Origin of the sequence: Corynebacterium tuberculostearicum, from assembly GCF_016894265.1 — a bacterium.
In the GTDB taxonomy this organism is placed as follows: Bacteria; Actinomycetota; Actinomycetes; order Mycobacteriales; family Mycobacteriaceae; genus Corynebacterium; species Corynebacterium tuberculostearicum_D.
Map to the genome: position 1 here is coordinate 1638870 of NZ_CP069791.1, position 14740 is coordinate 1653609.

The following is a 14740-nucleotide window of genomic DNA, read 5'->3' on the forward strand; positions in this document are numbered from 1 at the left end:
AGGAGAGTTTCCCCGCATGCGGATCATTTTTGCCGGTACCCCTGAGCCAGCCGTTGTAGCCTTGGAAAAGCTGCTTGCCTCGTCGCACGAGGTGGTGGCGGTAATCACTCGCCCAGACGCGAGGAAGGGCCGCGGTCGCACTCTTCACCCGAGCCCAGTGAAGGCGCTCGCCCAAGAACATGGCATCGAAGTATTGACCCCGACCACCCTGCGCCCTGACTCGGAGGATGGGCAGGCGCTGCGTGCCCGCTTAAAGGATTTGCAACCAGAGGCGATTCCGGTGGTGGCCTACGGCAATCTGGTGACCAAGGACTTGCTGGAACTACCGAAGCATGGCTGGGTAAACCTGCACTTTTCCTTGCTTCCGGCATGGCGCGGTGCTGCACCAGTGCAGGCTGCCATTGCTGCAGGCGATGACGTGACCGGCGCATCCACCTTCCGCATTGAGGAGGGCCTTGATACCGGCCCAGTGCTCGGCACCGTGACGGAGGAGATTAAAGGCACCGATACTGCCGATGACCTGTTGACGCGTCTTGCCTATTCCGGCGGCGATTTGCTCGTGGCCACCATGGATGGCTTAGCGGCGGGGCAGCTGGAGGCGCAACCGCAGCAGGGGGAGGCTACCTATGCGCCGAAAATCTCTACCGCGCAGGCCCGCGTGGAGTGGACCCAACCGGACTTTGCCATCGATCGGCACATTCGCGCATACACGCCTGGGCCGGGTGCATGGACGATGTGGGACGAGGCCCGCGTGAAGATTGGACCGGTCAGCCTCATAGAAGAGGCGGCGGTTCCACAGGAACTAGAACCAGGGCAGCTGTACATTGCTAAGAATGCCGTATTCATCGGTACCGGTACGCAGCCAGTCCAGCTGGGTAGAATCCAGCCTCCGGGAAAGAAGATGATGAATGCGGCCGATTGGGCCCGCGGACTAGGCAAGGATGCCGAGGTGAAGTTTCAATGAGTGGTGGTTTCCGTTCCCGCAGCAAGTCCGGGGATAAGTCCCCGGCGGGCAAGCCGAAGGACTCCCACAAATCCGCTGGTGCGAAGGGCCGAGATGGCCGCCCGCAACGGCAGCAGCGTGGCAGCCGCGGTGGGCAGCATAGGGGCCGGCAGGCTGCTAAGGGCCAGCGTCCCGGCAAGCGCCAGGAAGGCGGTCTGATTCAGGCCGCGCTGGCCGCGGGCGTGGATGCGCCGCGTTCGGTCGCCTTCGACGTGGTGCGCAGGGTAAGCGATGATGATGCCTTCGCCAACCTCATTTTGCCCAAGGCGCTGCGCAAACAAAAGCTCAAGGGGCGCGATGCCGCCTTCGCCACCGAAATCACCTACGGCACGCTGCGCACCCTTGGCGTAGTTGATGCCGTCATCGCAGAGTGTTCTTCGCGCGGCCTCGAGGCCATTTCCCCAGCCGTGGTTGATGCCTTGCGCCTGGGCGCCTATCAAGTTCTTTATACCCGCGTGGAGCCACACGCGGCGGTTGATACCACCGTCCGTTTGGTAGAAGCCGCCGGTGAAGTCAAGGCCAAGGGCTTTGCCAATGGCATCATGCGTACCATTACGCGGACGCCGGCTAAGACCTGGCTGGACAAGCTCGCTCCACAGGGGGAAATCGCCGGCATCGCCTTTAAGCATGCCCACCCCACCTGGATTGCGGAATCGTTTAGCCGCGTGTTGGGCCTAGGGGAGTTGGAGGCTGCCCTGGCGGCGGATTCGGATCGACCTTCGGTGCATCTGGTGGCGCGCCCCGGGGAAATCTCGGCCGAGGAATTGGCCCTGATGACCGGCAATGAGGAGGGGCGTTATTCCCCGTATGCGGTGTACATGGACTCCGGTGACCCCGGCCAATTGGAACCCGTGCGCCAAGGATTGGCGGCCGTGCAGGACGAGGGTTCGCAGCTGATTGCCCGCGCGGTATGCGAGGCGCCCCTCGAGGGCGAGGACACCGGCCGGTGGCTCGATCTCTGCGCCGGTCCCGGCGGTAAGGCGGCCCTCATGGGTGCGCTTGCCCGCATCGACTCCGCGCACGTTGATGCAGTGGAGGTATCCCCGCACCGAGCGGCGCTGATTGAAAAGACGGTGAGCGATTTGCCCGTGGACGTTCATGTGGCAGATGGCCGCAATCCCGGCGTGGGAGAGGGCTTTGACCGCGTGCTTGTCGATGCCCCCTGTTCCGGCCTCGGCGCGCTCCGTCGCCGCCCCGAGGCGCGGTGGCGCAAGTCGGAGGCCGATATTGCCGAGTTGAACCAGCTGCAATTCGAGCTCTTGTCCTCCGCATTAAACCTGGTGCGTCCAGGTGGCGTGGTCATCTACTCCACGTGTTCGCCAGACCTGCGCGAAACCCGGGGCATCGTTGACCGCGCCGTGCGCGAACTCGGCGCCGAAGAACTCGATGCGCACGCCCTTATTCCGGATATGGGCGATGTAGGCCATGAGAAATCCGTGCAGATGTGGCCGCATCGGCATGGTACCGACGCCATGTTCTTTGCGGCCCTTCGCCGCGCAGCCGACTAATCGCGATAGACTGGTGGGCATGTCCGCACCGATTATTTCCCCTTCCATTCTTGCCGCCGATTTTTCTCGCTTGGGCGAGGAACTAGCGGCGATTGATACCGCAGACTGGGTCCATGTGGACATTATGGATGGGCACTTTGTGCCCAACCTGTCCTTCGGCCCAGATATCACGGCCACGGTCCATCGCAGCACCGATAAGCCACTAGATGTCCACCTCATGATCGAGGAACCCGAAAAGTGGGTGGAGACCTACGCCAAGGCGGGCGCACATACGATTATCTTCCACGTGGAGGCCGTCGCCGATGACCAGGCGGCAGTGGACTTGGCCCAGCGCATCCGCGATTTGGGCGTGCGTGCGGCCTTTTCCATCAAGCCAGGCACCGCCATCGCGCCGTGGTTGGATAAGTTGCACCATTTCGATGAGGTGCTCGTGATGTCTGTGGAGCCTGGCTTCGGCGGGCAAAAGTTCATGCCGGAAATGCTGGAGAAGGTCCGTATGCTGCGCCGCAGCATTGATGATCAGGGCCTTGATACCGTCATCGAGATCGATGGCGGTATTTCACCCGAGACCATCGGGGCAGCCGCCGAGGCGGGTTGCGATGCTTTCGTGGCAGGCTCAGCCGTATTCAAGTCGGACGATCCCGCCGGCGTCGTGAAGCAGCTGCGTGATCTGGCGGCTGGTGCCTAATGGGGACGGGGCTACAGGACAGTAACATCTCCGCAGCGCTATTGCGCGCGATGGCCGCGGGTGCTGAAGTTCGTGGGACCACGAGCGCTAATCCACCGGTAGGCGCGGTCATCGTGTCGCCAGCTGGGGAAATTGTGGGCGTCGGCGCCACCCAGCCCGTAGGAGGCGCGCATGCCGAGGTCATGGCGTTGCGTGAGGCCGGAGATAAGGCGCGCGGGGCCACGGCCGTGGTCACCTTGGAACCCTGTGCGCATACCGGCCGCACGGGTCCCTGCGCGCAGGCGCTTATCGACGCCGGCGTGGCTCACGTGTACTACCTCCACGCCGATCCCACCCCGCAGGCTGCGGGTGGCGCAGAAGTGTTGGCGGAGGCTGGAGTGGACGTCGCCAAGCTAGAAAAGCCTCCGCACCCCGAGGATGCTTTGGTGCCATGGCTATTTGCCGTGCGCACCCAACGGCCCCACGTCACCTTGAAGTTCGCGCAAACGCTGGACGGTTTCACGGCCGCGGCCGATGGAACCAGCCAATGGATTACGGGCGAGGAGGCGCGCGACTGGGTGCATGCCGATAGGGCGCACCGCGATGCCATCGTGGTAGGCACCGGCACGGCGCTGGCTGATAATCCCTCGCTCACCGCGCGCTTTAGCGACGGCAGCTTGCGCGCGCACCAACCACGCCGGGTGGTCATTGGCAAGCGTGATTTGGAATCGGCGGGCGATGCAGCAAGCCACCTGCGCGAGCTAGGGTACGAGCAGTACGACAGCATCGAAGAAGCTCTCTACGAGCTCTACGCCACCGGTGCCCGCGACGTCCTCGTGGAAGGAGGAGCAGGCCTGGCTAGCGGCTTCCTCAAGGCCGACTTGGTGGATGCCATCTCCGCCTATATCGCGCCGCTTTTGCTGGGCGAGGGCCGCGGCGTACTCGCGCACCCCGTGACCCAGACGCTGGCAGAGACCACCCGTTTCCACCGGGTGGGAATGAAGGCTCTGGGTGATGACGTTCTTATTGAATACGTGCGCTAGGCGCTCTTAACAGCTAATAGCGAGAAAGGTTGGATGTGTTTACTGGGCTAGTACAAGAGTTGGGCACCGTGGAGGCAATGGAACCGCACGCAGACGCGCTTCGCCTGAGCATTCGTGCCCCGCGTACCGTTGCGGAGGCCGCACTGGGTGATTCCATTGCCATTAACGGCGTATGCCTTACCGTGGCGGATCTGTCGGCGGATACTTTTTGTGCGGATGTAATGCAGGAGTCCCTCGACCGCACCGCCCTGGGGCGCCTTGCCGAGGGCGATCCGGTCAATGTAGAGCCGGCGCTGCTTCCCACCACCCGGCTGGGTGGGCACATCATGCAAGGCCATGTAGACGGCACCGCTACGCTGCAGAGCCGAACTAACTCCGAGAACTGGGATGTGCTGCGGTTTAGCTTGCCGTCGGAGCTTTCCCGATACGTCGTGGAAAAGGGCTCCATTGCCGTGAGCGGCACCTCGCTGACCGTGAGCGCCGTGGGCCCAGACTGGTTCGAGGTATCGCTTATCCCCACCACTTTGCGCGATACCATTCATGGCGCCTTGCCGGTGGGAGGAGAGGTAAACCTCGAGGTGGATGTGCTGGCCAAGTACGTTGAAAAGATGCTTCACCCCGAAGCTAAACCCTCTGAGGCTAAGGACTAGACTGCTACCTTATGAGCGCGAGTGATAATTCCATCCGTCTAGATTCCATCGACCAGGCCATCGCGGATATCGCCGCTGGTAAGCCGGTTGTTGTCATCGATGATGAGGATCGCGAAAATGAAGGCGATCTGATTTTCGCCGCGGAGCTAGCCACCCCCGAACTCGTGGCCTTCATGGTGCGCTATTCCTCTGGATATATCTGCGCACCCTTGCTGCCAGACGATTGCAACCGCCTGAACCTACCGCCGATGCTGGCGGTCAACCAGGATGTGCGCGGCACCGCCTACACGGTGACCGTGGATGCAGCAACGGGCAGTACCGGTATTTCTGCGACTTCGCGCGCAGAAACCATCCGCCGCCTGGCAGATCCAAACACCACGCCCGGCGAATTCACCCGGCCAGGTCACGTGGTGCCGCTGTGCGCTCGGCCGGGCGGCGTTCTGGAGCGGGACGGCCATACTGAGGCCTCCATTGATCTGGCCCGATTGGCGGGCCTGCGCCCAGCCGGTGTGCTGTGCGAGATCGTCTCCGAGGATGACCCCACGGATATGGCGCGCTCGCCAGAGTTGCGTCGCTTTGCCGATACGCATGGGCTCTCCATGATCTCTATCGCGCAGCTCATCGAGTGGCGCCGCCATCATGAAACGCAGGTCGCCCGCCAGGTAACCACTGAGCTGCCCACCGAATTCGGTCACTTCACCGCCATCGGTTACCGCCATGAGGTAGACGGACAGGAACACGTTGCATTGGTCGCAGGGGATCCCGCCCAACTGCGCGGCGCGCGCGACGTCATGGTGCGTGTCCATTCAGAATGCCTAACCGGTGATGCCTTTGGCTCACGGCGCTGCGATTGCGGGCCCCAACTGCATGAATCCATGCGCCTTATCAGCCAGGAAGGCCGCGGCGTGGTCATCTACCTGCGCGGTCAGGAAGGACGCGGCATCGGGCTTTTGCATAAGTTGGAGGCGTACCGCCTGCAGGATTCGGGCATGGATACCGTCGATGCCAACCTGGAGCAGGGCCTGCCCGAGGACGCCCGCGAGTACTCCGTGGCCGGGCAGATCCTTCGCGATCTCGGCATAGAATCCGCGAACCTTTTAACCAATAATCCGCATAAGGGCGAAGGGCTGAGCGGATTTGGCGTGGATGCCAGCCACCACACGCCGCTGGCCACCCCAGCCCACGCGGATAATATTGAATACTTGCGTACTAAGCGCGACCGCATGGGCCACGATCTTCCGCAGGTTGCCCAGTGGGACGCTGAACATAAGTAAAGCCTGACGTCCAATCGAAAGGATAGCGATGAGTAAAGAAGGCCTGCCTGATATTGCCCAGGTAGATGGCAGTGGACTGCGAGTTGCTGTGGTTACTGCTACGTGGAACGCAGAAATCTGCGACCAGCTCCATGCCCAGGCGGTGCAGACCGCTACCGATAATGGTGCCGAGGTTGCCGAATACCGAGTGGTAGGTGCCCTGGAACTTGGCGTTGTGGTCCAAGCCGCAGCCCGCTCCTACGATGCCGTGGTGGCCCTAGGTTGCGTTATCCGTGGCGGCACCCCGCACTTTGACTACGTATGCGATTCCGTCACCCAGGCGCTGACCCGTATCTCCCTCGATGAATCTACCCCGGTAGCTAACGGCGTGCTGACCGTCAACGACCAGCAGCAAGCCATCGACCGCGCCGGTTTTGCAGATTCGGTAGAAAACAAGGGTGCCGAAGCTATGATTGCGGCTTTAGATACCGCGCTGCAGTTGCGTACACTAAACGCAGCACAGAAGTAACCTCTAGCAATGCGTCAGCGCGCGATGCTTGACCACTAAGGTGGCCGGCGGGTCGCGCCCCAAAGGAGTATGCACATGAACGAGGCGCAGGCCCCAAAGAACCCGCAGCACAGCCACCAGCTTAGCGACGCCGAAGTATTGGCCTATACCAGTGCCGATCCCTTCGCCCAGACCACGTCTAAGCCATGGGAGTTTACGGCCACCTCGCCTTTCTTGCGCAAGGTCGCTATCGCCTGGGTGATCCTCGTTATGGCCATCCATATCTTCATGGGAATCACCTTGGATGTGTCTTTTACCGGTGCGCACGTGACTACCATCGACAAATTCGCCTTCCCTGGCGTAGGTGTTCTCATTTCCGTCTTGTCCTGGATCGCTCTTAACCGTCCACGCCTGCGCGCCAATGAGGATGGGGTAGAGGTCCGCAATATCGTGGGCACGCGCTTTTATCCGTGGCAGGTGGTCTACGGGCTTTCCTTCCCCGTAGGCCAACGTATGGCACGCCTTGAGCTGCCCGAGTTCGAGTTCGTCCCCGTCTGGGCGTTGCAGTCCGGCGATAAGGACACCGTCATCGACAACGTCCGCCGCTTCCGTGACGTGGAAGCTAAGTACATGCCCCAGGATTAACAATTGGCTGACCCCACTACCTACCGCCCGGCTCCAGGAACCATCCCCACCGACCCGGGCGTCTATAAGTTCCGCGATGAAAACCGCCGCGTTATCTACGTGGGTAAAGCCAAGAACCTGCGCGCTCGGCTGTCCAACTATTTTCAGGACATCACGCAACTGCACCCACGCACGCGCCAAATGGTCCTCACCGCCAACTCGGTGGAGTGGACGGTAGTTGCCAGCGAGGTGGAAGCCTTGCAGTTGGAGTACACGTGGATCAAGCGCTTTGATCCACACTTCAACGTCATGTACCGCGACGATAAGACCTATCCTATGCTCGCGGTTTCGGTCGGAGAGACGGTCCCGCGCGCCTTCTTCTACCGTGGCCCGCGGCGCAAGGGCGTACGCTATTTCGGCCCCTATTCCCATGCTTGGGCCGTGCGCGAAAGCTTGGATTTGCTTACCCGCGTCTTTCCCATGCGTACCTGCTCCAAGGGAGTGTATAACCGGCATGAGCGGCTAGGGCGTCCGTGCCTTTTGGGATACATCGGCAAGTGCGATGCACCCTGCATTGGCCGAGTAAGCAAGGAAGACCACCGCGAGACGGTCAACGATCTCGTGTCCTTCATGAATGGCAACACCGGTTCAGTACGCCGCAAACTCACCCAGGATATGGAGCAGGCCGCCGAGAACCTAGAATTCGAGCGCGCGGCGCGCCTGCGTGATGATTTGGGCGCTATTGACAAAATTATGGAACAGCAGGCCGTGGTCTTCACAGACGGCACGGATGCTGATCTCATTGCTTTTAACTCCGATGAACTTGAGGCAGCGGTACAGATTTTCCACGTTCGCGATGGGCGCATTCGCGGTCAGCGCGGCTGGGTAGTCGAACGCGCCGGCGATCAGGCGAGTTCAGAGCCCTTGGAAGAAGGAAAACCTGATCCCGCGCTGCCCGCGTTGGTACAAAACTTCCTCATCCAGTTCTATTCCGATGCAGTAGAGCGCGAGAAACAAGAGGCGCGCGAAGATGCTGCGCTCGCCGTGGACGTGAAGCGGCGCGGGGTGGACCAAGAATCGCACATGAAATCCCGCCGCGTACAGGTTATTCCACGCCAGATTTTGGTTCAGGCCCTGCCGGATGAACCGGAGCAGGTCGTTGCGTTGTTGGAGGAGCTGCGCGGTGCCCAGGTGGACCTGCGTGTTCCCCAGCGCGGCGATAAGAAGCAGCTTATGGCGACGGTGGAGAAAAACGCCAAGGAGCAATTGCGCCAGCATAAACTCAAGCGGGTAGGAGACCTCACCGCACGCTCGGCGGCCTTGCAGGATATTCAAGAAGCCCTAGGCATGGAGCAAGCCCCATTGCGCATCGAATGTACTGATATCTCGCACATTCAAGGCACAGATGTGGTTGCTTCTCTAGTGGTCTTTGAAGATGGTTTGCCCAAGAAGTCGGACTATAGGCGCTACCGCATCAAGGAGGCGGCAGGCGATGGCCGCTCGGATGACGTCGGTTCCATCGCAGAGATCACGCGCCGTAGGTTTAAGCGCCACAAGCAAGATAAGCTGGCCCATCCGGATGAGGAAGTAGAAGAGTCTTCCTTTGCAGAGGAGAAGGTGGCGGAAGAATCCGCCGAAGCGGGTCGCCGCTTTGCGTATCCACCGCAGCTTTTTATCGTAGATGGCGGTGCGCCCCAGGTGGCCGCGGCTCAAGAGGTATTTGATGAGTTAGGAATTGTGGATGTAACCCTGGTGGGCCTGGCCAAGCGCCTCGAGGAAATTTGGGTTCCCGGCGATGATGAGCCGGTGATTTTGCCGCGTAACTCGCAAGCGCTCTTCTTCCTGCAGCAAATTCGTGATGAAGCCCACCGCTTCGCTATTACTTACCATCGGCAGCAGCGCTCAAAGCGGATGCGTTCCTCGGTACTCGATTCCGTGCCGGGATTAGGACCGCAACGGCGCACCGATCTGGTCAAGCATTTCGGTTCGGTGAAAAAGCTCAAAGCCGCCACTGTGGATGAGATCTGTGAGGTCAACGGTTTTGGTCCAAAACTGGCCCAGACCGTGTACGAGAGTTTGCATGATTCTGCGGGCAATTAAGTGGCATTCTCCTAGAGGCAGCGAATCTTGAAGCGCTAGACTGAAGAGCATGACGCATTTCGAAACTCCACCCATTTTGATAACCGGCATGTCCGGCGGCGGGTTGAGTTCCGCTGCCAAAGTGTTTGAGGACAAGGGCTACTACGTGGCCCACAATATTCCGCCTCGCGCCATTGTGGACCTGCTCAAGCTGTGCAACCAAGAGGAAACTCCGGTGGGCAAGGTAGCAGCCGTAACGGATGTGCGCTCGCGCATGTTCCCAGGGTCTCTGTTGGAGATTATGGATGAGCTTACGGAACTAAATATGAAGCCCACCGTGCTCTTCTTGGATGCCCGCGATGATGTACTCATCCGCCGATTCGATTCGGTGCGGCGCACCCACCCCTTGCAGGAGGGGGACACGCTTAAAGTAGGAATCCAACGCGAGCGCCGGGCAGTGGCAGATGTGCGTTCCCATGCGGATATCATTATCGATACGACGAGCCTATCCATTCATGATCTTCGCCGTGCCATAGAGGCCGCCTTTGGTGAGATGCAAAATGAAAAGCAGCATGTCACCGTCGAATCCTTTGGATTTAAGAATGGCTCGCCCCGCGATGCTGACTTAGTAGTAGACGTGCGGTTCCTGCCCAACCCCTATTGGGTTCCGGAACTGCGCGGATACCGCGGTACGGATGAACCGGTTGCCCACTATGTGCTCTCGCAGCCAGCGGCGCAGGAGTTCGTGGACAATTTCTTGCAGATGTTTTCCACCATGCTGGATGGCTACCGCCATGAGGGCAAGAACTTCATCACGCTTGGAGTCGGCTGCACGGGAGGTCACCACCGGTCCGTTGCCGTCGCAGAGGCTATTGCGGCGCGCCTGCGGGACAATGACACATTAGACGTAAGCACCTTGCATAGGGATATCGCTCGAGGCTAGAGCACAGGAGTTTTAACGCTTTTATGACCAATCCTTCACACATGGTCTGCCTTGGCGGCGGCCATGGACTTTATCAAACCCTTCTGTCCGCACGCTTTAGCGAGGCGGTCGATATTTCTGCCATTGTTACCGTCGCGGATGATGGCGGCTCCTCTGGCCGTTTGCGCCGCGAGCTGGAAATCATTCCACCGGGTGACTTGCGCATGGCGCTGGCTGCCTTGGCCAATAGTGACCCAGTGGGGGACTTGTGGGCGCGTACCTTGCAGCACCGTTTTGGTGGCAATGGCGCTATGGCAGGGCATGCGGTGGGCAATCTGATGATTGCTGGATTGACGGATGTGCTCGGCGATTATCAAGCTGCCCTGGATACCATCGCAGAACTTACTAATTCCCAGGGGCGAGTCTTCCCAGTGGTCAACCAGGCGCTAGAGATTGAGGCGGACGTAGCCGGGCTTGACGACGACCCCCGTGTCATGCGCCAGGTCCGCGGCCAGGTTGCAGTCGCTTCCACGCCGGGCCAGGTGCGGCGCGTGCGCATCGTGCCCGAACGGCCCAGCGCGAATCCGGATGCCCTCGATGCCATACAGCGCGCGGACCTTATTACTATCGGACCAGGCTCGTGGTTTAGCTCGGTATTGCCGCATACTCTCGTGCCACAGGTGGTGGACGCGATTTCTGCTTCCGATGCGCTGCGCGTCGTTGTTTTGAACCTTTCGGCCGAGCCCGGTGAGACTAATGGCTTTTCCGCCGAGCGTCACTTGCATGTGCTCGCTCAACACGCCCCTGATCTGCGGATTGACCGCATTTTGGTGGATGAGGCGGCTTTGCCCACCGATAGTGAGCGCGTCTATATTCAGCGCGCCGCGCAATCCCTAGGTGCCCGCGCTACCTTTGCGGATGTGAGCCAAGTTGATGCCGATGGCCGTAGCATCAATAAACACGATCCGGAAAAGCTGTCTGCGGCGCTCTTGGACCTATATTCAGACTATCGCAGCACTCGCGATCAGAACCGGCGCTAATTCACCGCGGCATCGTGCGAGCGGCCGCACTCGACCGACTGCGCGGCGACCGAGTCCGCGCGGTATGATGTCAGAAATCCTTTCACCGCACTAGGCCGTGAGCCAAGGCTCTAGCCTGTATGCATACTTCGTGACTGTGAGAATAGAAATGGGGCGAACTAGGTGACCACACCATTGACCGACCAGGTCAAAGAAGAATTGACGGCTGTCGTCGTGCCACGCCAGTCCGCTCGCGCTGCCGAACTGGCGGCGATGTTGCGATTCGCCGGCGAGCTAGATTTTTCCGGTGACAGCATGTCCTATGAGTTAGAGCTAGAAAGCCACGCCATTGCGCGGCGCGTCATGACCGCACTCGATGACCTCTATGGGATATCCGCCGAGAGCCACGTTGCGGGCCCAGCAGGAACCACCAAGAAGACTCGCGTAACGGTCCGCATTTCCACCGGTGCGAAGGAGTTGACCCGTCGGCTGGGCCTTATCACCCGCTCCGGCCATGCAGTCGTGGGTCTGCCGCCGCAGGTCATCTCCGGCACCGTGGCCGATAGCGAAGCAGCATGGCGCGGAGCCTTCCTTGCCCATGGCAGCCTCACGGAGCCAGGCCGCTCTTCCGCGCTGGAAGTCACCTGCCCGTGCCAAGAAGCAGCATTGGCATTGGTAGGCTGCGCCCGCCGCCTTGGTATCTCAGCGAAGACCAAGGAGACCCGCGGCGAAGATCGCGTCGTTGTACGCGATGGCGATGCGATTGGGGCGCTTCTTACCCGGATGGGTGCTCAGGAGACTCGCCTTAGCTGGGAAAAGAAGCGCGTTAAGCGGGAGGCGCACGATACCTCGCGGCGCCTGGACAATTTTGATGACGCCAACCTTCGGCGCTCTGCTCGCGCTGCGGTTACCGCGGCAGCGCGCGTTGACCGCGCCATGGAGATCCTAGGCGATGATGTTCCTGAGCACTTGGCAGATGCAGGCCGCCTGCGTGTTCAGCACCGCGAGGCTTCGCTCGAAGAGCTGGGCCGCTTGGCCGAGCCTCCTATGACCAAGGACGCGGTAGCAGGGCGTATTCGCCGCTTGCTGTCGATGGCCGATAAACGGGCCGAAGAGCTTGATATCCCCGATACCAATCAAGCGATTACAGATGACCTTTTCAACGAATCCTGACCCTCGGAATCACCTACATTAAAAGAACTCCCCGCAGTGCGGATACCGAAGCGGTAGGCGCAGCTGCGGGGAGATTTTTAGTGCCTTCCCGGCTAGCAGGTGCGCAACCGGCTAGCCAGAAGCGTTAAAGAACTAGGGCACGAGGAATCCTAGGACGTTTGTCATCAAGAACACGATGACGCATACAAAGGCTAGGAAAGCCACGGAGTAGCCCACTACGTTCTTCAGGATGACAGATTCCTTGCCCTCCATATTGACGGCGGTAGCCGCAATAGCCAGGGACTGCGGGGAGATCATCTTGCCCACAACGCCACCTGCGGTATTGGCCGCGAGCATGAGGTCAGGGTTTACGCTGATTCGCTCTGCCGCTGCTACCTGCAGGTTGGCAAAGAGGGCATTAGCAGACGTATCGGAGCCAGTAACCGCGGTACCAATCCAGCCCAGGACTGGGGCGAAGAGCGCAAAGATGCCGCCGGCAGAAGAGACGAACTCACCAATAGCAATAGTCTGGCCGGAGTAGTTCATCGTATAGGCCAAAGCCAGCACCAAGATGATGGTAAGGGCCGAGAACTTCATGCGGCTGACGACGTCCCCAAAGGCGCTTACCGGTTGCCCAAAGCTTAGGCTGTAGCGGCCATTTTCGTTGAAGAAGTGGTAGACAACCGCAACGATAATGCCCGAGAGCAGCAGGAGCGTACCTGGGTTGCCAAAGACATTGAAGCTGAAGCTGGTATCCATGAGGTTGCCGTCGGCGTCGACAATCGCGTCATCAAGCAAAGGCCAGGCAAAGTGGAGCTTGAGGAATCCGAAGATAGCGGGGACGGCGGTTGCCACGGCAAAGACAACGGTCACTACGGCGTAAGGAAGCAGCGCCATCCAGATACGGCGTCCGTTGAGGTCAGTGGTGGACTCGGCGGCAGGCAGCTCGAGACGCTCGCGCAACTCCTTGACGCCCTTTGGCTTCCATACCCGGAGGAAGGCGAAAGCACAGCCCAACGAGACGATGCAGGCGATGACGTTGGTGAGCTGGTAGGCAAAGAAAGTCGCGGCCAACCACTGAGCCAACGCGAAGGAAATGCCAATCACGGCAGCGGCCGGGGCAGTTTCCTTGACACCGCGGAAGCCGTCCAAGATGAAGGCGATGAGGAATGGCACGATGGCGGCGATGAGCAGCACCTGCAAGGAGATAAGTGCTGCAATGTCGTGGGTTTGCTCGGCGCTGCGACCGGCTACCTCGCCCGCAGTGGTTACCGGGATGCCAACCGCGCCAAAAGCAACCGGAGCGGTATTAGCAATCAGAACTACTGTTGCCGCGCGCAGTGGCTTCACGCCAAGGGCCATGATCATGGTTGCGGTAATGGCCACGGGGGCGCCGAAGCCAGCGAGGGCCTCCAACAAACCGCCAAAACAGAAGGCGATGAGGATAGCCTGAATGCGAATATCGCCATCACCCAGGAGGTCGAAGGTCTTGCGCAGATCCTCGAAGCGCCCGGAGGCTACGGTGATTTCATAGAACCAGATTGCGGTAATGATGACCCAGACAATGGGCAGGAGACCGAATAGCCCGCCGCGTACGGCGGAGGACAAAGCCATATCTACCGGCATGGAGAAGCCGGCGATGGCAATAATGAGGGATACTGCCAGGGCAACGGCGCCAGAAGTATGCGCGCGTGCCTTTACGCCTAGCAGCATGATAAAGAATGCAATGAGCGGGAGAATCGCCACCAGGGCGGTAAGCCCGAGGCTGTCACCCACAGCAGAGGTATTTATTTCGAACAAGAGACGTCCTTGATTTCTACGGTGGTCTTGCCCGTAGGAAACTACGGGCACCTGAAAGCATTCTCACGGTGACCAACGGTGGCGCTAGAGCAGGCAGGGTTGCCTTAAACGCTTTGTGAGCCAGTGAGTAAAGAAAGCATATCGTGCTGTGGGTGTCGCGGAAACAATACGGTCGTCTTATTAGGCGTCAGTAGCAGTGCTGCGAAATGTCCGATCGGACAGAGGCGGGCACAACCCCCAAAGCGTGTAAGTGATATATCTCACGTTGACAGGGTAAACCCAACACAAACCCACGTGTTCGGGCTTATCCAGCGGGTTTGTATGTGGGAAATAAAAAGGATCGGAAAGAGTGTACGCGCTTTTGGAAAGTCTGTCATCTACTAGTTCTTAAGGCCGCTGGGAGTCTGCGCTGACCAAAAACGCTCGGTAGTATCGGCGATGTAAGGGAAAACGCTCGGGCGCTTCTCAAACACAGACTTCATCGAAAGACCCGCGCACATACCCGTACACAC

At 59.9% G+C, this 14740-nt stretch carries 13 protein-coding genes; 12 read left to right on the plus strand and 1 reads right to left on the minus strand.

Annotated elements, in window-relative coordinates:
• Positions 1-16: 16 nt before the first annotated feature.
• From fmt to whiA, 12 genes are all read left to right on the plus strand, one after another.
• Complete coding sequence (gene fmt, locus I6J28_RS07860) at positions 17-964, plus strand: methionyl-tRNA formyltransferase (protein WP_204608952.1); 948 nt, start codon at positions 17-19, stop codon at positions 962-964.
• Positions 961-2511, plus strand: a complete 1551-nt coding sequence (locus I6J28_RS07865; RefSeq protein ID WP_204608955.1) for an RsmB/NOP family class I SAM-dependent RNA methyltransferase — start codon at positions 961-963, stop codon at positions 2509-2511. The genes fmt and I6J28_RS07865 overlap by 4 nt, the downstream gene beginning before the upstream one ends.
• A 19-nt stretch (positions 2512-2530) precedes the next feature.
• On the plus strand, positions 2531-3199 hold the full coding sequence (rpe, locus tag I6J28_RS07870; protein WP_204608957.1) for a ribulose-phosphate 3-epimerase: 669 nt from the start codon (positions 2531-2533) through the stop codon (positions 3197-3199).
• Positions 3199-4221 carry a bifunctional diaminohydroxyphosphoribosylaminopyrimidine deaminase/5-amino-6-(5-phosphoribosylamino)uracil reductase RibD gene (ribD, locus tag I6J28_RS07875; RefSeq protein ID WP_204608959.1) on the plus strand — a complete coding sequence of 341 codons (1023 nt, stop codon included), beginning with the start codon at positions 3199-3201 and terminating at the stop codon, positions 4219-4221. The genes rpe and ribD overlap by 1 nt, the downstream gene beginning before the upstream one ends.
• 35 nt (positions 4222-4256) lie before the next feature.
• Positions 4257-4871: a riboflavin synthase gene (locus I6J28_RS07880; RefSeq protein ID WP_204608960.1), complete on the plus strand. Its 615-nt coding sequence runs from the start codon at positions 4257-4259 to the stop codon at positions 4869-4871.
• Positions 4872-4882: 11 nt separating this feature from the next.
• Positions 4883-6145, plus strand: a complete 1263-nt coding sequence (locus I6J28_RS07885) for a bifunctional 3,4-dihydroxy-2-butanone-4-phosphate synthase/GTP cyclohydrolase II (RefSeq protein WP_204608962.1) — start codon at positions 4883-4885, stop codon at positions 6143-6145.
• Positions 6146-6173: 28 nt separating this feature from the next.
• Positions 6174-6653, plus strand: coding sequence for a 6,7-dimethyl-8-ribityllumazine synthase (gene ribH, locus I6J28_RS07890; protein WP_049378203.1), 480 nt, complete (start codon positions 6174-6176; stop codon positions 6651-6653).
• Positions 6654-6728: 75 nt separating this feature from the next.
• Entirely contained in the window at positions 6729-7277 is a 549-nt protein-coding gene (locus I6J28_RS07895; RefSeq protein ID WP_179386537.1) for a PH domain-containing protein, read from the plus strand.
• A gap of 3 nt (positions 7278-7280) precedes the next feature.
• The gene (gene uvrC / locus I6J28_RS07900; RefSeq protein ID WP_204608964.1) at positions 7281-9356 is read left to right on the plus strand and encodes an excinuclease ABC subunit UvrC; all 2076 of its coding nucleotides are present in this window, start codon (positions 7281-7283) and stop codon (positions 9354-9356) included.
• 40 nt (positions 9357-9396) lie between these two features.
• Entirely contained in the window at positions 9397-10278 is an 882-nt protein-coding gene (rapZ, locus tag I6J28_RS07905; RefSeq protein ID WP_204611434.1) for an RNase adapter RapZ, read from the plus strand.
• Positions 10279-10301: 23 nt separating this feature from the next.
• Positions 10302-11297 (plus strand): gluconeogenesis factor YvcK family protein, encoded by a 996-nt coding sequence (locus I6J28_RS07910; protein ID WP_204608966.1) that lies wholly within the window; start codon positions 10302-10304, stop codon positions 11295-11297.
• Positions 11298-11459: 162 nt separating this feature from the next.
• Entirely contained in the window at positions 11460-12449 is a 990-nt protein-coding gene (whiA, locus tag I6J28_RS07915) for a DNA-binding protein WhiA (RefSeq protein ID WP_204608969.1), read from the plus strand.
• A 132-nt stretch (positions 12450-12581) separates the two neighbouring features.
• Here whiA and I6J28_RS07920 read toward each other — a convergent pair whose 3' ends face one another.
• Entirely contained in the window at positions 12582-14228 is a 1647-nt protein-coding gene (locus tag I6J28_RS07920; RefSeq protein WP_204608972.1) for an L-lactate permease, read from the minus strand.
• Between the last annotated feature and the right edge of the window lie 512 nt (positions 14229-14740).